Source organism: Lactobacillus sp. ESL0237 (genome assembly GCF_003692985.1).
In the GTDB taxonomy this organism is placed as follows: domain Bacteria; phylum Bacillota; class Bacilli; order Lactobacillales; family Lactobacillaceae; genus Lactobacillus; species Lactobacillus bombicola.
In genome coordinates this window covers 43,674-62,843 of record NZ_REHE01000008.1, presented here as the reverse complement: position 1 = coordinate 62,843, position 19,170 = coordinate 43,674, and the positions used below count along the sequence as shown (strand labels likewise).

The 19,170-nt window shown below is 34.8% G+C and carries 16 protein-coding genes and 1 pseudogene; 12 read left to right on the top strand and 5 right to left on the bottom strand.

Going from position 1 to position 19,170, the window contains the following annotated elements; genetic code table 11:
* Window positions 1-30: 30 nt before the first annotated feature.
* Complete coding sequence (locus tag F5ESL0237_RS04325; RefSeq protein WP_122024736.1) at window positions 31-1,128, bottom strand: GntR family transcriptional regulator; 1,098 nt, start codon at window positions 1,126-1,128, stop codon at window positions 31-33.
* Between the two features lie 377 nt (window positions 1,129-1,505).
* Here F5ESL0237_RS04325 and F5ESL0237_RS04320 point away from each other — a divergent pair, with 377 nt between their 5' ends.
* From F5ESL0237_RS04320 to F5ESL0237_RS04280, 9 genes are all read left to right on the top strand, one after another.
* Window positions 1,506-3,107: a xylulokinase gene (locus F5ESL0237_RS04320; protein WP_122024735.1), complete on the top strand. Its 1,602-nt coding sequence runs from the start codon at window positions 1,506-1,508 to the stop codon at window positions 3,105-3,107.
* Window positions 3,108-3,110: 3 nt separating this feature from the next.
* The gene (locus tag F5ESL0237_RS04315; RefSeq protein ID WP_122024734.1) at window positions 3,111-3,839 is read left to right on the top strand and encodes an L-ribulose-5-phosphate 4-epimerase; all 729 of its coding nucleotides are present in this window, start codon (window positions 3,111-3,113) and stop codon (window positions 3,837-3,839) included.
* Between the two features lie 25 nt (window positions 3,840-3,864).
* A complete protein-coding gene (locus F5ESL0237_RS04310) occupies window positions 3,865-4,836 on the top strand; it encodes a family 43 glycosylhydrolase (RefSeq protein ID WP_122024733.1) in 972 nt (323 codons plus the stop codon).
* 14 nt (window positions 4,837-4,850) lie between these two features.
* A complete protein-coding gene (locus tag F5ESL0237_RS04305) occupies window positions 4,851-6,137 on the top strand; it encodes an oligosaccharide MFS transporter (RefSeq protein ID WP_122024732.1) in 1,287 nt (428 codons plus the stop codon).
* An 8-nt stretch (window positions 6,138-6,145) separates the two neighbouring features.
* On the top strand, window positions 6,146-7,648 hold the full coding sequence (locus tag F5ESL0237_RS04300) for an alpha-N-arabinofuranosidase (protein WP_370448615.1): 1,503 nt from the start codon (window positions 6,146-6,148) through the stop codon (window positions 7,646-7,648).
* 72 nt (window positions 7,649-7,720) lie between these two features.
* On the top strand, window positions 7,721-8,872 hold the full coding sequence (locus F5ESL0237_RS04295) for a sialidase family protein (protein ID WP_122024731.1): 1,152 nt from the start codon (window positions 7,721-7,723) through the stop codon (window positions 8,870-8,872).
* A gap of 70 nt (window positions 8,873-8,942) precedes the next feature.
* A complete protein-coding gene (araA, locus tag F5ESL0237_RS04290; protein WP_090092218.1) occupies window positions 8,943-10,367 on the top strand; it encodes an L-arabinose isomerase in 1,425 nt (474 codons plus the stop codon).
* 73 nt (window positions 10,368-10,440) lie between these two features.
* On the top strand, window positions 10,441-11,478 hold the full coding sequence (locus F5ESL0237_RS04285; RefSeq protein WP_122024730.1) for an aldose epimerase family protein: 1,038 nt from the start codon (window positions 10,441-10,443) through the stop codon (window positions 11,476-11,478).
* A gap of 106 nt (window positions 11,479-11,584) precedes the next feature.
* Window positions 11,585-12,985 (top strand): FAD-binding oxidoreductase, encoded by a 1,401-nt coding sequence (locus F5ESL0237_RS04280; protein WP_122024729.1) that lies wholly within the window; start codon window positions 11,585-11,587, stop codon window positions 12,983-12,985.
* Between the two features lie 47 nt (window positions 12,986-13,032).
* Here F5ESL0237_RS04280 and F5ESL0237_RS04275 read toward each other — a convergent pair whose 3' ends face one another.
* Both F5ESL0237_RS04275 and F5ESL0237_RS04270 read right to left on the bottom strand, forming a co-directional pair.
* The gene (locus F5ESL0237_RS04275; protein WP_122024728.1) at window positions 13,033-14,208 is read right to left on the bottom strand and encodes a cyclopropane-fatty-acyl-phospholipid synthase family protein; all 1,176 of its coding nucleotides are present in this window, start codon (window positions 14,206-14,208) and stop codon (window positions 13,033-13,035) included.
* Between the two features lie 91 nt (window positions 14,209-14,299).
* Window positions 14,300-14,914, bottom strand: a complete 615-nt coding sequence (locus tag F5ESL0237_RS04270) for a 1-acyl-sn-glycerol-3-phosphate acyltransferase (protein ID WP_090092211.1) — start codon at window positions 14,912-14,914, stop codon at window positions 14,300-14,302.
* 58 nt (window positions 14,915-14,972) lie between these two features.
* On the opposite strand from F5ESL0237_RS04270, the gene F5ESL0237_RS04265 reads away from it, so the two are divergent.
* The 3 genes from F5ESL0237_RS04265 to tsf all read left to right on the top strand — a co-directional run bounded on the left by F5ESL0237_RS04265 (window position 14,973) and on the right by tsf (window position 17,826).
* Complete coding sequence (locus tag F5ESL0237_RS04265; RefSeq protein ID WP_122021856.1) at window positions 14,973-16,004, top strand: GIY-YIG nuclease family protein; 1,032 nt, start codon at window positions 14,973-14,975, stop codon at window positions 16,002-16,004.
* A gap of 152 nt (window positions 16,005-16,156) precedes the next feature.
* Window positions 16,157-16,927 carry a 30S ribosomal protein S2 gene (rpsB, locus tag F5ESL0237_RS04260; protein WP_165777865.1) on the top strand — a complete coding sequence of 257 codons (771 nt, stop codon included), beginning with the start codon at window positions 16,157-16,159 and terminating at the stop codon, window positions 16,925-16,927.
* Between the two features lie 23 nt (window positions 16,928-16,950).
* Window positions 16,951-17,826 (top strand): translation elongation factor Ts, encoded by an 876-nt coding sequence (gene tsf, locus F5ESL0237_RS04255; protein WP_118897009.1) that lies wholly within the window; start codon window positions 16,951-16,953, stop codon window positions 17,824-17,826.
* A gap of 89 nt (window positions 17,827-17,915) precedes the next feature.
* On the opposite strand, the pseudogene F5ESL0237_RS04250 reads toward tsf, so the two are convergent.
* Both F5ESL0237_RS04250 and F5ESL0237_RS08390 read right to left on the bottom strand, forming a co-directional pair.
* Window positions 17,916-18,434, bottom strand: a pseudogene (locus tag F5ESL0237_RS04250) (family 1 glycosylhydrolase); the annotation flags it as partial.
* Between the two features lie 43 nt (window positions 18,435-18,477).
* Entirely contained in the window at window positions 18,478-18,693 is a 216-nt protein-coding gene (locus F5ESL0237_RS08390; protein WP_158593163.1) for a hypothetical protein, read from the bottom strand.
* Between the last annotated feature and the right edge of the window lie 477 nt (window positions 18,694-19,170).

Here is a 19,170-nt window from a genome sequence, read left to right as displayed (position 1 = left end):
TTTCAAAATCAAAAAGGCACTGATAATTTATCAGTGCCTTTTTGATTTCTTATTTTTAGGAGTGCAAACTGAATCACGTATTTGTAATTGTGGCTGATGCACAATTGAGGAAAATTTTTTACCTTTAATTAATGTTAGTATTCCCTTACCAGCTTCTTTTCCGACAAGAGTTCTTTGATAATTCATGGTGGTTAAACTAGGAGATAAATAAGTTGCAGAATCGAAATTATCAAAACCAACAACAGATATATCTTGCGGAATCTTGATATTTTTGTTTTTTAACTTATCAATAACTAAGACAGCAAGTTCGTCGTTATAACAGGCAATTGCTGTTGGCACTTGCTTACTTTTAAGATAAACATCAATTTTTTGACTAATAACTGAAAAGGAATCGTGGGAGTTATACATAATTAGATTACTATTAGTTAAATTGATATTACTAGATTGGTATGCTGCAATAAAACCTTGCATGCGTTCAACTCCTTGGCAATCATCAATTTGAAATATTCCAAGGATGTTTTCGTGTCCCTTTTTAAGTAAATAAGTAATTAACTCTTTTTCTGATGCTCGATCAGAATTAGTAATGGCAGGAAAATCGAACTCAGCATATTTAGCATTAATAAATAATAATGGGATTTTACTTTTAGCAATTCGTCTATAAATATCTGAATTTGGGCAAGGTTTGGCACTCTCACTTGGTTCAACTATTAGTCCAGCTACTTGGGAATCGAGCATTTTTATTAAATTAAATCGTTCTTTATCTGGATAATTATGAGTATTAGCTAGTAGCAAAGAATAACCAGCAGGCTCAATTACAGCATCAATTTGCGAGATGATTTTGGGAAAAATGTAATCTGCTATATGGGTGCAAATTAACCCAATTATTTTACTTTTTGGATTAGCTTGCCATTTTTTGTTCCAATCTTGGATATACACTCCGCTACCTTGAACTTTATAAATTAAATGTTCGTTTTGTAGTTCAATTAAAGCCTTCCGTACTGAATAACGTGTGGATTGGAAACGTTGCATTAATTCATTTTCAGTTGGTAATTTTTGATTGGTTTTGAAGCCCCCTAAAGTTATTTCATTCCTGAGGGTTTCCGTAATAGCGATATAATCACTTTTCACACTGATTCTCCTAATATTTATTCGAATAAATATTTGATAATAATAGATAATCTTTATTTTTTAACTAAGATAATATCATGAATAAATAAAAACCGCAAAATTTTTCACCTCAAAATACTGATATATAAGTAAAAATTAAGTTAATTGACATACTGGGGTAAACAATGAATTTTTTTTAATATTTTAGAAAAAAACATATAAAAAATTTTCTGAAGTAAAAATTAAGTAATATCAATAATTATAACCTATACAATAGTTAAAAATTATGCGAATGAATTTTTAAGGGTATTGAATACGATTAATAAAAAATATATTATGAAAGTGCTTTCTAGAAGGCAAACGTATAGAAAAATAAACCTAAGGAAAGAGGCTCTTAGATGACCATTGCTAAAATAGCACAACTAATTGAAAGTGGCCAAACAACGTTAGGGGTTGAATTTGGCTCAACTCAGATTAAAGCTGTGTTAATTACACCAGACTTTCAGCCAATCGCTTCTGGTAGTTTTTTATGGGAAAACAGTTTACAAGATGGCATATGGACATATTCGCAAACAGAAATTTTAACAGGGCTAAAGCAAAGTTATGCACAATTAGCTGCTAATGTAAGTAGTAAATATCATGTTCCGATTAAAAAGCTTGCTTCAATTGGAATTAGTGCCATGATGCATGGCTATTTACCATTTGATCAAGCAGGTAAGTTATTAGTTCCGTTTAGAACATGGCGGAATACAATCACTAGCGATGCTGCTACTGAACTAACTGACTTATTTGATTTTAATATTCCTTTACGTTGGAGTATTGCACATTTATATCATGCAATTTTACATGATGAAGAACATGTTAAGCAGATTGCATATTTAACAACATTAGCTGGTTATGTCCATTGGCAGTTATCAGGTGAAAAAAATATTGGTGTAGGCGATGCTTCTGGAATGTTTCCAATTGATGCAGCTGGACAATTTGATCAAAGTTGCTTAAAAAAATTTAATACTTTGAAAAAAGTTCAAAAATACCCATGGAAAATTGAAGAAATTCTACCACATGTTTTAAAAGCCGGTGAGATTGCTGGACATTTGAGTGATGAAGGTGCTCACCTGCTTGATCCAACAGGGACTTTGCAGCCTGGTAGCGTCATGGCACCACCAGAAGGTGACGCTGGAACTGGGATGATTAGTACCAATAGTGTTCGCTTACGAACGGGTAATATATCAGTTGGAACATCAGAATTTTCAATGGTTGTTTTGGAAAAGCCACTGAAAAAAGTACACCGTGATATTGATATTGTGAATACACCAACTGGCGCACCTGTTGCTATGGTCCATATTAATAATTGCTCATCTGATATTAATGCTTGGGCACAGGTCTTTAGTGAATTTGCGGCTCGATTGGGTAAAAATATCACTGCAGACCAGCTATATAGTAAATTATTTTTAGATACTACCAAAGCTGATGCTGATGCTGGTGGTCTTGTAAATTACAGTTATCTTTCAGGTGAACCAATTACGCAAACGCAAGAGGGCAGACCGCTCTTGCTTAGAACGCCAAGTAGTAATTTTACTCTAGCAAATTTGATGTTGGCTCAACTGTATTCAGCATTTGCTCCACTTAGAATTGGCATGGATATTCTTACTAAGGAAGAAGGAATCACGACTGATGTGATGATTGCTCAAGGTGGTCTTTTTAAAACACCAGTTGTGGGGCAACAAGTCTTATCTAATATGTTGAATTTACCAATTTCGATTATGACTAATGCTAGTGCTGGTGGTCCTTGGGGTATGGCAGTTTTAGCTCAATATGTGTTATCTGGTGCACAGGAATCGCTTGCAGATTATTTGGATACAAAAGTATTTGTTAAATCTGAAATTATGACATTGAGCCCAGAAACTGAAGGTGTAAAGGGTGCTGAAAAATATCTTGCACGTTTTCGAAAGGCATTGTCTTTGGAAAATCAAGCAACTGTCTTGAAAGATGAGGAATGAGTAATGCTAGAACAATTAAAACAAGAAGTTTATGAAGCAAATATGCAGTTACCCCAATTGGGCTTGGTAACCTTCACCTGGGGTAATGTTTCTGGAATTGACCGCCAGCAAGGCTTATATGTGATTAAACCGTCAGGTGTTAGTTATGAAGAATTAACGCCAGCGGACTTAGTAGTCGTCAATCTTAAGGGTGAAGTAGTTGAAGGTCAGTTAAACCCTTCTTCCGATACTCCTACCCACACCTATTTGTACAACCATTTTCCTAAGATTGGCGGGATTGTCCATACTCATTCACCTTGGGCGGTGGCCTTTGCGGCAGCTAAGATGGGCATACCAGCTTTGAATACAACGCATGCCGATACCTTTTATACCGATATACCAGCAGCGGCTGCCTTAACTGAAGCCGAAATTACAGCCGACTATGAGGGCAATACGGGCAAGACCATTGTGCGAACCTTTGCAAAGCGGCACTTAGATTATGAAGCAACGCCCGGGAGTCTAGTAAGCCAACATGGGCCATTTTGTTGGGGGAAAACGGCCGCCCAGGCAGTCTATAACGCTAAGGTTTTAGAGGTAGTGGCAGAAGAAGACTACCACACCCTTATGTTAACTAGAGCAGATAGTCATGTGCCCCAGTATTTATTAGATAAGCATTACTATCGAAAACATGGTCAAGGAGCGTATTACGGGCAAAATAATGCCCAGTCGCAGTCCCATGCGAAAAGAAAATAAAGTTTTAAATTAGGAGACAATAATTATGACAAACAATATTTATACTAATCCTTTAATTATACAAAGGGCTGATCCGTTTATTTATAAGCATACTGATGGTTATTATTATTTTACTGCTTCAGTTCCATCCTATAATAGAATTGAGTTAAGAAGGGCAAAAACGCTTGAAGGTTTAGCGCATGCTACTCCAAGAACGATTTGGCGAAAACATGATAATGGAGAAATGAGCCAATTAATTTGGGCACCAGAGATTCATTATATTAATGAAAAATGGTTTATTTACTTTGCTGCTGCAGAAACTACTAAACTTGACAAAAACGGAATGTTTCAGCACAGAATGTTTTGTATTGAATGTGATGAAGAAAATCCAATTACTGATGAAAAAAATTGGATTGAACATGGACAAGTGAAAACAGGAATAGACAGTTTTTCGTTAGATGCTACTTGTTTTGAGTATAAAAACAAGTTGTACTATGTTTGGGCACAAAAAGATCCAAATATTAGAGGCAATTCTAATATTTATATTGCTCAAATGAAAAATCCATGGACGTTAAAAACAAAACCAGTTATGTTAACTAAACCTGAGTATGACTGGGAAACTAAAATATTTTGGGTAAATGAGGGTCCTGCTGTAATACATCACGATAATAAATTCTTTTTAACTTATTCTGCTAGTGCTACCGATGAAAATTATTGTATGGGAATGTTAGATGCACTTGATGATGCTGACCTACTTAATCCTAATAGCTGGCATAAGAGTAAAAAACCTGTGTTTCAAAGTGATTTAGAACACGGTCAGTTTGGTCCAGGGCATAATTCGTTCACTAAAGCAGAAGATGGTAATACTGATATTCTAGTTTACCATTGTAGAGATTACACAGATATTAAGGGGGATCCGTTATATGATCCTAACCGGCATACTAAAATCCAATCATTTACTTGGAATCAAGATGGAATGCCTGTATTTGGGAAACCAGTTCCATATAATTATAAATAGGGTGGAGAATAGACATGAATAGTGAAATAAAAAATGAAAATAAGCATTTTTGGGGTTTTCCATTTACCCACTTTGCATACTTCTTTATTTGGGCTACAGTAAATGGTTATTTAACGCTATGGATGGAACAAGTTGGACATTTGAATGGGGCAGAGTCTGGGCTTGTATTTTCTATGATGGCAGGTATATCACTAATTTTTCAGCCATTTTTTGGAGTTATTTCTGATAAATTACTATTTAGGAAAGATTTAATAATAACTATTGGAGTTGTTGGAATTTTTATTGGACCTTATTTTCAATGGGCATTTTTACCATTAATGAAAATTAATTCATTTCTAGTAGCGATAGTGACAGGTATATTCTTAAGCTTTGTTTTAAATGGTGGAGTTAGTGTAATTGAACAGTACGTTCAACGGGCTAGTTTAGCAAATGGTTTTGAGTACTCCCATTCACGTTTAGGTGGTTCTTTAGCAGGTATTGTAGCTTCTTTAATCGCAGGACGACTATTTCTATGGAAGCCAGATTCGATTTTTTGGTTGTGTTCTATTTCAGCAACAATATTTGTTGGTTTGTTGCTATTTAGTGACAAGATAAATATGGATAATGCTTCTGCAGCAGGTGATACTTCAAATTCATTGAACATGGAAATTGTAGGATCTGTTTTTAAAAATAAAAATTTTTGGGTTTTATCAATATTTTATATGGGAGCTTCGGCAATTTTTGATGTTTTTGATCAACAGTTTATTATTTTCTTTAAGACATTTTTTGCTACAGCAGCACAGAGTACATTAGTATATAGTTATATGTCCTCGGCTCAAACCTTAATCGAATTTTTTCTAATGATACCAATGCCATGGATTATTAATAAAATTGGAGCACGAACAGGTTTAATTGCGTATGGATTTTTAACTTGTATTCGTATATTGGGGTCAGCCTTGTCACCAACCTGGGGTTGGGTAGTATTCTTTAGATTACTTGCTGGATTAGAGATGCCTTTACTTTTGACATCAATTATGAAGTATATTGCTGGAGCATTTGATATTAGATTATATGCAACAGTTTATTCATTAGCATCTAATTTTGCTAAACAGATATCTGTATTTATATTTTCAACATTAGCAGGACATATGTATGATGGCTTTGGTTATCAACATACATATGTCATGATGGGTGTTTTTGTATTTATTATTACATTATTTGCGGCGATTACATTAAAAAAAGAAAATCGTGTTCAAGCCGGTGAAATTGAAGATGAAACTGCTAGTTCAAGTAATAATTCTGCAACTGATTCTACGAGGTAGCAGAAATGATAAAGGCTAATTTTAAAGTAACTGCAGATGCGGTTATTGGTAAGATTGATCCCCGAATGTGGGGCTCACTAGCTGAGCAACTTGGTAGATCTGTTTATAACGGAATTTATCAACCTAATCATCCCTTAGCTGATAAAAATGGTTTTCGCCGAGATGTAATTGATGCAGTCAAAAAGCTAAAAATACCATTGGTTCGGTATCCAGGAGGAAATTTTGTTTCTGGTTATAACTGGGAAGATGGTATTGGTCCAAAATCAAAGCGACCAATTAGACTAGATTTAGCCTGGAAAAGTACCGAAACTAATCAATTTGGCTTACATGAATTTTTAATTTGGTGTAAGACAATTAATGCTCAGGCAGATCTGGCTATTAATCTTGGAACGAGAGGAATAGACGCTGCGCGCAATCTAGTTGAGTACTGTAATTTCCCAGCTGGTACTTATTGGAGCAATCTTCGAATTCAAAATGGACAAAAAAATCCGTTCAATGTTAAATTGTGGAGCTTGGGTAACGAAATGGATGGTGAGTGGCAGATTGGTCATAAAACAGCTCATGAATATGGACGGCTTGCACATGAAACTGCTAAAGCAATGAGAATTGTTGACCCGTCAATTGAATTGATTGCTTGTGGTAGTTCGCTACACTCCATGCCTTCATTTGGTAGCTGGGAAGAAGAAATACTGGATAATGTTTATGATGATGTCGAGTATTTATCATTACACCAATATTATGATGATAATGATCATGATATTAAAAAGTTTTTATCTTCATCTATTGATTTAGATAGTTTTATTAACGAAGTAATTTCAATTTGTGATGCGGTTAAAGCCCGCAAACATCAGACTAAGACCATGTATTTGGCTATGGATGAATGGAATGTTTGGTATCATTCAAAAGAATCTGATACTAAACAAAAACCTTGGCAACAAGCACCTCATTTACTAGAAGATCATTATACTTTTGCAGATGCATTAGTGGTTGGTTCATTGGCACTAACCTTAATTAAACATGCTGACAGGATTAAGATTGGATGTTTAGCTCAATTAATTAATGTTATTGCTCCGATTATGACTAATAATGAAGGAACGCCAACAATTTGGTACCAATCAATTTTTTACCCATTTATGCAAGTTGCAAATTACGCTCAGGGAACTGCTTTAAAGGTAAATAGTAAAGTCGCTGATTATACAGTTTCCAATCGGGTAGTTCCATATGTTAGTTCTTCTGCTGTGTATAATCAATCTAAGGGTGAAGTTGTTCTATTTATTGAAAATAAAGCGGCTGAAGAAGTTGATTTTGATTATAAATTAGCTGATTTTCCACAGGTTACGTTAAAAGAAGCAACTCAATTTGCAGGCTATGACTTAGATGAAACTAACGAAAAACAAACTATGCAAATTGAGAATTTAAAGGATATTAATGTTAATAATCAGAATTGTGTTAATGGAAAAATTGCACCATATTCTTGGAACATGATTCGTTTATCAGCAATCAGTCATTAGGCTGATAGCAACTAAAATCGTAATTCAGTTAGTTACTTACTATCTGACTAAAGAAATTTTGAGAGGGTAATAATGAAATTAAATAAAGGAAAAGGCCTACTCTTTTCATTAGGAGTTGTGTCATTAGGATTGTCACTTCTAGGTGGAATTAATGAAAAAGTTAGTGCTAATTCAAGTACACCAATAACTACAATTGCTAGCAAAAATCAAATACCTGGAACTAAAAGTCCAAGTTTTCTGTATGGTAGGGGACTTGTAACTACTCATACCGATAAAAGTCACAATGGTAAATTATATGCTACATCAGAGCACTATGTGAATGGTACGCCAACATTTTTAATTTTTGAAAGTTTAAATAATGCAAAAAGTTGGAAAAAAATTAGTGAAATAAATGATACCCACAACTTTTTAGCCAATAATAGCCCATGGGGCAATCGCTATCAACCATTTTTGTATGAACTACCTGAAAAAATAGGCAAAATGTCTGCTGGAACAATTATCTGTGCTGGCAATTCGATTCCTAATGACTTGAGTAGGACTTCAATTGATTTATATTTTAGTAAAGATCACGCCCATAGTTGGCAATATCTGAGTACGATTGCTGTTGGTGGACATGCCGATGTTAATACTACAAGTAACGGTCCAGTTTGGGAACCATTTGTTAGCGTGATTGATCATAAATTGGTCTGCTATTTTTCTGATGAACGTGATAAACCACTTCACAGTCAAAAACTATCACACCGGGTATCAAAAGATGGTATCAACTGGGGTAACGAAGTAGATGATGTTGCATTCAAAGAACCAGCAGCTCGTCCAGGTATGGTTACTGTAGCTCGAATGAAGAATGGTAAATATATCATGACATACGAAGTGGTTAATTCAGGTGAATGGAGGACTAACTACAAGATTTCTGCTGATGGTTTAAACTGGAATGCAAGCGATGAAGGAACTAGATTAGCTTATGGTGGTGCACCTTATGTAGTTACTTTACATAATGGTGATATTGTTGCTAATACTGATGGTAGCGGGGACTTATACATTAACAAAAATAATGGTGATGTCAGAGCATGGCAAGATATCAAAACCAATATTCCTTTAGCTTATTCTCGTTCACTAACAGTTTTACCTAATGATGATTTGTTAATAGTAAGTGGTGGGCCTTTGAAGGCACCGACAGATCCGAATAGTAACGATTTAACATCAACTATTTTTAGTTTTAAATAAAAAAATTAAAGTATCTAGTGAATTACGGTGAATCACTAAATATATAAGTAATGCAAGGAGATTTTTTAAAATGTTAGAAGTACCTAAATATGAATTTTGGTTTGCAGCTGGAAGTCAACACTTGTATGGTGAAGAAACATTAAAAGAAGTAGCTGAAAATTCAAAGAAAATTGTTGCAGGTTTAAATGAAAAAGGTAATCTTCCATATAAAATAGTCTTTAAAGCTGTTTTAACTACAGCTGACGAAGTTACTAAGTTTATGAAAGAAGCTAATTATCAGGATAATGTTGCTGGTGTAATTACTTGGATGCATACTTTTTCACCTGCAAAGAACTGGATTCGGGGCACAAAATTATTGCAAAAACCGTTATTACATTTTGCAACACAATATTTAGACTATATTCCTTACGACACTATCGATTTTGATTATATGAACTTAAATCAAAGTGCCCATGGTGATCGGGAATATGGTTATATTAATGCCCGTTTACAAAAGCACAATAAAATAATTTATGGTTATTGGCAAGACCCTAAAGTGATGAAGCAAATTGCTGATTGGGAAGATGTAGCAGTAGCATATGACGAATCATTCAAACTAAAGGTTTGTCGCTTTGGGGATACAATGCGTGACGTTGGGGTTACTGAAGGAGACAAAGTTCAAGCTCAAATTCAATTGGGCTGGACTGTTGACTATTATGGTGTCGGTGACTTAGTTGCTGAGATGGACAAGGTGAAAGAATCAGAAATTGATGAGCAATTTGCTGAATTAAAAAATGAGTATACTTTAGTTCCTGGCGATATGGCTGAAGCTGAATATGAAAAAACGGTTCGCTATCAGTTGAAGCAATACATTGCTTTAAAACGGTTCTTAGAACGGGGTGGTTATACTGCATTTACTAGTAACTTTGAAGATCTTCATGGTTTAGAGCAATTGGAAGGATTGTCAGCTCAGCTGTTAATGCGTGATGGTTATGGCTTTGCTGGTGAAGGTGATTGGAAAACAGCAGCTTTACTTAGAACATTTAAGATTATGACCCATAATCAAAAGACGGCCTTCATGGAAGACTATACACTTGATTTACGTGAGGGCCATAAAGCAATTCTGGGTTCACATATGTTAGAAGTAGATCCTTCTATTGCTTCAGAAAAACCACGTGTTGAAGTTCATCCGCTAGATATTGGTGGAAAAGCCGACCCAGCCCGTTTAGTATTTTCAGGTTCAGAAGGTGACGCAATTGATGTTACTCTGGCAGATTTTAGAAATAACTTCAAGTTAGTTACTTATGAAGTTGATGCGCATAAAGCTGAAAAAGAAACGCCACATTTACCAGTTGCTAAACAAATGTGGACACCAAAAGTCGGCTTAGAAAAGGGATCTAAGCAGTGGATTCAAGCAGGTGGTGGACACCATACAGTCTTTTCATTTGCGGCAACTGAAGAGCAAGTTAGTGATCTGGCTACAATGTATGGTATTGATTTATGTAGCATAAAGTAAGGACAATTATTAAAAATAAATACACTATTTCAATGTTTTTTGGAGTAGTGTATTTTGCTAGTAAGGAAGAAAAATGGAAATTATTACACAAAAATTTGAAAAATATCAAGCTCAAGAAATTAAAAAAGTTACTCTAAAAAACGATTGCGGTGTGGCAATTTCGTGTTTATCAATGGGGGCAACTTGGTATGAATTTTTAGTACCAGACAAAGATGGAAATAAGCACAATTTGATAATGAATTTTGCACACTGTGCTGACTATTATTCAAATGGCTTGTGTTGCTGTCAATCAATTGGACGGGTCGCTGGGCGAATAAAAAAAGGACATTTTAAGTTAAATCAGCAAGAGGTTCAATTGCTACCTAATGAGAATGGCAATACTTTACATGGTGGTAATCATGGCTTCCGTTTTTTGAATTGGAAGATAACTACCCAAAAAGAGCATAATAGTGTTAGCGCGATTTTTAGCAATAAAATCAGCGAAAAGATTGATGGGTTTCCTGGAGATCTTGATGTAGAGATTAAATATACACTAAATAATCAAAATCAAGTAATGATTTTGTATACGGCTAAATGTGGTTCGAAATCGACATTATTCAACCCAACTTGCCATGCGTATTTTAACTTGAGTGACCAGCCCAATTTAGCTTCACATAAATTAAAAATTAATAGTACACAATATTTAGAATTAGATACGGAATTAATCCCAACAGGAAATATACTTGCGGTTGAAAATACTCCCTATGATTTTCGCGACTTTCAAAATCTTGAATCTGCCATAAGTAAGAATAATGGCTTTGACGATGCCTTTGTCATTGATGGAGCAAGCACTAATTTACGACCAGTTGCAGTTTTAAGTGAACAGACAAGTGGTCGAGTAATAACAATATCTAGCGATAGTAATTGCTTAGTTGTGTATACTATGTCGCAAAATCAACCGGGGGTTAAGTTTATACGTGATGGAGGTAAATTTGCTCAACCTAGTGAAGCAGTGGCATTAGAGGCACAAACATTGCCTGACGCAATTAATAATGACGATTTTGGTAATATTGTTTTGCCAGCAAATACAACAAAAAGTCATGAAATAGTATTTACCTTTACGCAAAAATAAGATTGGCTATTTTAATTTATTTCTTTATTATTGACACCGCTTACATAAAAAGATAAATTTACTAGGTAAGTTAATTTGTAAATTTAGAAATGAAAAGGAATATACCATGAAGTACCATGAAATTACTCAAGCTGATTGCGCTAATTTATCTAGATTTATCTCAGAAGCAGATCGATTTATTACTAATCCAACGCAGCACTGGGATCATGATCAATTCAAAACAATTACAGCTATGCCTGATTTAGTTATTCAGCCAGTAAATAATGAAGAAGTAATAAACGTTGTTAAATATGCTAATGATAATAATATTCCTATTGTAGCTAGGGGAAACTCCACTGGCTTAATGGGAGCCAACTTAACTGTTAAGGGTGGCATATCTTTAGATATGGTTAAAATGAATCGGGTTCTAGAATATGATTCGAAAGGATTGACTATGACAGTTCAAGCTGGTATTAGACTAAAAGATATTGAAGAATACCTTGCAGATAAGCCATTTACTTACATGCCAGCGCCAGCGATGCATTGGGCAACACTCGGAGGTAATGTATCGACAAATGCTGGGGGACTTAAAGCAATTAAGTATGGTGTTACTAGGGAACATATTCGGGAGTTAAAAGTTGTTTTAACTAATGGTCAGCTATATAAATTTGGTTCAAAAGCAGTAAAGTCTTCATCGGGTTATTCATTAAAAGACTTAATTATTGGTGCTGAAGGCACGTTGGGTGTTATAACTGAAATTACGATGAGACTTTATCCTAAACCACGTAAGTCGATTAATGCCATCATTCCATATCCTACATTAAATGATGCAATCAAGTCCGTTCCGGCAATTTTAGCATCAGGCGTCGTGCCGACAACAGTTGAATTCATGGGGCGGAAAGTAATAGAATTATGGGAGGAATATTCTAATGAGCAATTTCCAATTTCAAATGGAGATGGCTTCCTTATTATCGGTCTAGATTCATTTACTGATGAAGAATGGCAAGCTCAATTAAAGCAAACACTAACAGTAGTAAAAGACTTTAAGGCTGAGGATGCAATAATTTTAGCAGCTGATTCAAAAGAAGCTCAAAAAATTTGGCAATGTCGGGAACAACTTTTGCTTGCAATCCAAAAATCGACTCCCAAAATGGATGAAATTGATATTTGTGTGCCAATTAATCATATTCCAGATGTTTTAAAACGAATTGCCGAATTGGAAAGTGAATTAAAAATTCGTATCCCTAATTTCGGTCACGCAGGTGATGGCAACTTACATATTTATCTTTGTTCAGATAACTTAACCGATAATGAATATAAAAAAATAAACGCTAAAGTTATTTCTGAACTTTATAAAACTGCTAAATCTTATGATGGTAATATGTCAGGCGAACATGGTATCGGCTTTGCCCGTGCTAATAACTATGAAGACTTTTATGGTAAAGAATATACTGACTTATTACGACAAATTAAAAACTTATTTGATCCGAAAAACGTTTTAAATCCAGCTAAGATTTTTAATCTTTGAAAAGACCAAAAAAGGTATGGTTAAGCCATACCTTTTTTAAATAAATGTTATTTAATCATGTATCTCCTAGTCATCGGTAGATTTTCACCTGATGGTCCTTTGGTTAGTAGATATTGGACTACATCAATATTGCCAGATTCAAAAGAGGCTGCACAGGCTTGCAAGTATAAATCCCACATTCTAGTAAACCGCTCACCCATTTTCTTTTGAATAAGATCACGTTGTTTATTAAAATTTTCATCCCATATCTCTAATGTTCGTTGGTAGTGACGGCGCAGCATTTCTAAGTCATCAATTTGTAAACCACTAGCCACAATATGATTGATATTTTCGCCTAAACCTGGAACGTAGCCACCAGGAAAGATATATTTGTTAATCCAAGCATTTTTTGCCCCACCTTGTTGACGGGTAATACCATGAATTAAGGCAATGCCGTCTTTTTTAAGATATTTAGCGACATCGTTAAAATATTGACCTAAGTTTTCTTGCCCAACATGTTCAAACATACCTACGGAGGTAATATAGTCCCATTCTTGGTTACCTAATTCGCGATAATCTTCTAGTTTAACTTCAGCCATGTCTTGCATATTTTGATCATAAATTTTCTTTTGTACGAATTTATATTGTTCTTCACTTAAGGTTACTCCCGTTACCTTAAGACCATATTTTTTAGCAGCGGTCAGCATTAAGGTTCCCCAGCCGCAGCCAATATCAAGTAACGTTTTACCTTTTTGGGGATGTAACTTTTCAAGAATATGATTGATTTTAGCTATTTGGGCTTTTTCTAAATCATCTTTATTGTCTTCATCAAAATATGCACAAGAATAAGTAAGGGTAGGATCTAACCATAATTTATAAAAGTCATTCCCAATATCATAATGGCTTTGAACATCTTTTTCACTTTGAGCTTCCGTATGCTTTTCATGTGGTAAAAATTTACGAAATTTACTTGAACGCATAAAACTATTAGCACTTTCATAAGCTCCCCAAATCAAGTGTTGGATATTACCTTTGATTTCAATTTTTTTATTCATATAGGCTTCACCCAAAGCCAGTGAAGCATTATTAGTAATAGAAGACACAGGAATTTTTTCATTGAAAATAATTTCAATATTTGGCGTGCCATTTCCATAAATTTCACTTTTTCCGTCCCAATAAGTTACTTTTACAGGGAAGGGAAAAGACTTGCTCAACATTGTTCGATAAAATGTTTTTTCTAACAATTTTCGAATACCTCCATTTCGTTGTCACTATTTTTATTCTAACACTAAAAAAAGAGATCGAATTCATTATGAACTCGATCTCTTTTATCTTTTATTTTGGTTGATAATGAAAAGCTGGATCTTGTTCATAATCTAACTTTTCCCAAGCAGTTTGTAACTGGTTATCTAAAATTTTTTCATTTTCATGAGTTAATTTGATTTTACGATCAATTTGAATAGGATCACCAAAGCAAATTTCAAGTGGTTGCCGCTTCAATACCCCTATAAAGGTCAATGGTCCTTGATAAACGACGGGAACAATTGGTTTACCAGATAATTTGGCGATTGCAATTGTGCCACCTTTTAGTTCGGAAGAATGGCGTGTACCAGATGGAAAAATAATTAATGAATAATTTTTTTCTTTTAATCCCTTAATAGGTGTTTTGATTGCAGAGGGACCGGGATTTTGTCGATCTACTGCAAAAGCGTGAGCATGCTTAAGGATGAAGCGCAATGGTGGGAATTTAAATAGTTCAATTTTGGCCATGAACATAAATTCCGCAGGGCTTGCAGCTAAAGCAAATAAAATTGGTTCCCACCATGTTCGATGGGGTGCAGCTAAAATATAGTTTCCTTCAGGAATGCGATTTTTATGGTTAACGTGTAAGTGACCGTTAATTACCCAAACAATAAACCGGGCAACGGCGCGAATAAAATGATAAAACATAATTTCCTCCATTTGATGTAAAATATTATAACAAAGCTTTTGAAGAGGATAAAATTTTATGGTAAATTTGGAAAAAAATGAGCGCATAGATTATATGTATAGTGACAATTTAAAGATTATTCAGGACAAAAGTTCCTTTAGTTTTTCACTTGATACGTTATTATTAGCTGCAATGGCAAAAGAATCAATTCGTGATCGATCTAAGGTGGCCGATCTTTGTGCTGGTAATTGTGCAGCAACAATGTATATGGCATATTTTAATCGAGCTAAATACGATGCAGTAGAAATTCAACCTGAAATTGTTTCTCAAGCTAGACGTTCAATTGAGTTGAATCATATGGAAAACCGCATAACCGTTTATCAAAAAAATGTTAAAGATGTAGCTGTTTTCTTGCCTAAAGATTCTTATGATCTGGTGGTCGTTAATCCACCTTATTTTAAAGTTGTCGAAAATCATAAAATTAATCCTGAGCGACAGAAGGCAATTGCTCGCCATGAGATATTAATTAATTTAGAAGAAATAATTTCTTCTGCTAGCAGTTTGCTTAAAATGAAGGGCAAATTATTTATGGTGCATCGCCCAGAGCGCTTAAATGAAATTGCTTATTTTTGTATGAAACACGACCTTAGTATAAAAGTGGTTCAGCCATATGTTTCTCACCGCGGTGAAAATAGTAACTTGATTGTTATTGAAGCGGTTAAACATACAGGGACAGATGGGTTGATTTTAAAAGATGCAATTGAGGTACATGATGAGCAAGGAAATTATTTGCCTGCAATCCAGTATATTATTCATGAGCCAAATCCCAATTCAGAGGATAAGCGAGCACAAAAAAAATATTACTTTTATGTTCTATTATGTAATGACAATAGTTTTTATGGCGGTTTTACTGATGATTTACAAAAACGCTTAACAGCACATAATGATGGTAAGGGTGCTAAATATACCAAGGCACGTCGACCAGTCAAGCTGATTTACCACGAAAAGTTTGCTGATAAAAAGTTGGCTCTTAAACGTGAATACTGGTTTAAACACCACTCCAGACAATGGAAGGAAGATTTTTTAAGGGAACACCGTGTTGACTTTTAGTCTTGCATCTTTAATAAAAATTTAGTATCATTTTCTAGTGTGCTATAAGTACATGGATAAAACATCAAGGGCGATTAACGTTTTGGTGCCAGACATTGGTGAATCGTTAAAATGACCGCTTGAGAGGAACAAAACCATAGGAGGAATTTATTATGTCAGTAGTTTCAATGAAACAATTACTTGAAGCTGGTGTTCACTTTGGACACCAAACTAGAAGATGGGATCCTAAGATGGCTCCATACATCTTCACGCAAAGAAATGGCATCTACATTATTGATTTGCAAAAGACAATCAAGATGCTAGATGATGCGCATGACTTTATTAGAGCTGTTGCTCAAAATAATGGTGTTATTTTATTTGTTGGTACTAAGAAGCAAGCGCAAGATTCAATTGCTGAAGAAGCCACTCGTGCTGGTCAATATTATGTTAACCAACGTTGGCTAGGTGGTACTTTAACTAACTGGAAGACAATCCAAAGCCGAGTACAAAGACTTAAAGACTTAAAGAAGATGTCAGAAGATGGTACTTTTGACAGATTACCAAAGAAGGAAGCTTCACTTCTTACTAAAGAAATGGATAAATTAGAGAGATTCTTAGGTGGTATTGAAGATATGCCAAGAATTCCTGATGTATTATTTGTAGTTGATCCTAAGAAGGAAAAGATTGCAGTTCATGAAGCTAATATTTTAGGTATTCCGGTTGTTGCTATGGTTGATACTAATACTGATCCGGATCCAGTTGATGTTGTTATCCCTTCAAATGATGATGCTATCCGTGCTATCCGTCTAATTTCAGGCGCAATGGCTGATGCTGTTATTGAAGGTAAGCAAGGTCAAGATGATAATGAAGAAAAAGTTGAAACTGAATTGACTGAGAGTAGCGAAGAAGTTACTGAAACTGAAGAAGTTTCAGATGAAAATTAGTTTTTATTTGGAAGGAAACTTTAATGGCTAACATTACTGCTAAACAAGTTAAAGAGTTACGTGATCGTACTGGTGCCGGTATGATGGACTCCAAGAAGGCTTTAGTTGAAGCTAACGGAGATGTGGAAAAGGCAATTGATATCTTAAGAGAAAATGGTGTTGCTAAAGCTGCTAAAAAGAGTGGTCGTATCGCAGCTGAAGGTCTAGCTGAATTTGCATTTGAAGGCAACGATGCTGTTTTAGTTGAGATTAACTCCGAAACTGATTTTGTTTCATCAAACGATAAGTTTATTAAATTAGTTGATGATGTTACTAAGGCAATTTTAAGTGCTAAACCAGCAAATGTCGAAGAAGCATTGAAGGCACCTATGGGTGACTCAACTATTGGTGATGAGATTACTAACTTAACGGCTGTTATTGGTGAAAAGATTACTTTAAGAAGATTTGACTTGATTTCTAAGAATGATGATGAAGTCTTTGGCGCATACAAGCATAACGGTGGTGCAATTGTTGCTGTTGTTACTTTAAAGGGTGATAACGAAGAAGCAGCTAAGAATATTGCAATGCACGTAGCAGCAATAAATCCTGAATATTTGAATAAAGAATCAGTGCCAAAGGCTGACTTTGATCGTCAAAAAGAAGTCTTTACTAAGGAAACTGAAAATGAAGGCAAGCCTGCTAACATTATTCCTAAGATTGTTGAAGGTCGGGTTAATAAGTACTTAAGTGAAATTTGCTTGGTTGATCAACCTTACGTTAAAGATGGCGATATGACAGTTGCTGAGTACGCTAAATCAGTAGGTTGTGAAGTAGCTGCATTTACTCGCTACGAAGTGGGCGAAGGTATTGAAAAGAAACAAGAAGATTTTGCGGCTGAAGTACAAGAACAAATGAAGTAAGAATGAAGTAAGTCGGATATAAATAAAAAGGGGATGTCTCTAAAAGAGACCCCCCTTTTTTATTTATTACAATTATTGGTTAATTTAAACTAATTATCTAATGCTTTTCCATTAGTTTTGATTATGTTTTTTATCCATTTAAACGATTTTTTCGGAATTCTTTTTAAACTACCATTTCCTAAGTCATCCATATCTACATATACAAAGCCATATCTTTTTTTCATTTCTCCGGTTGAAAGTGAAATCAAATCAATTGGAGCCCACATGGTATAGCCAATACATGGAACTTTGTCAATATTAATTGCATCAGCCATTGCTGAAAGATGTTTCTGTAAGTAGTCAATTCGATAATTATCTTCTACATAATTATTTTCGTCTGGCTGATCAATAGATCCTAAGCCATTTTCTACAATAAAGATTGGTTTTTGAATTCGATCATAAATCATGTTCATTGTATAGCGTAAGCCAAGAGGATCGAGTTCCCCCCATTTGGTTACTTTTAAATATGGATTAGGTAATCCACCGACATTAAACCAAGAATCACCGGCTTTTGAAATGGTCGAACGGTAATAGCTAAAGGCAATAAAATCCAATTGACCATTTTTAAGTGTAGTTATATCTTCAGCTTCCATTTTTATCTTGTTTAGCCCACTAATTCCATAAGGAAATCCCATAATTCAAAATTATTACCGATAGGCCAAAAAGTGTTGGCGTTCCACCTAATTTGGGTGCAGCACCATATGCGACTACAATTGGCATGAAGTAAAACGGGGCATCTCCGATAGCAGAAAGTAGCATATAACTAGAGGTTTTAACAAAATTTGGATTAACAAATGTAGTAATTAAGATCAAAATTACTTTGAACATTCCCCCTGCAATAAGTCCTGGAATCATTGGAGTAACGGCTGCTTGAATAAACCCTATGGTTTTACTACCAATGTTTCGCTAGGTTAACTTATTATTTGCTGGGTTATCAAGATTTTCATTGACAGTTTTTTCTGTAGTTAAGTCAAAGTCTTTAACGACTGCACTATAAGTTGGAAGTAAGTTTGACCCTAAAATTCTAGGTATTACTCACCTGCACACACAACACCTAGAATTTTATCAATATCTTCTAAAGTTTTTTTATTTGTTCTGGTAATATCTTTAAGTGAAAATCTAAGTCTGGTCATAACTTATTTAGTTACCTTTAATCCAGATGCTAGTCTCAGAAAAGACTTTAGGCATTTAATTGTTTTGCCAGGTAAGTCATTTGTCTATAACGCTTCATTCGATATCCAGTCGTTAGTTTCTCTTTTTGTCGAGTTAATCATTGAATGTATGGTTAAAATTGAAGAAAACAGC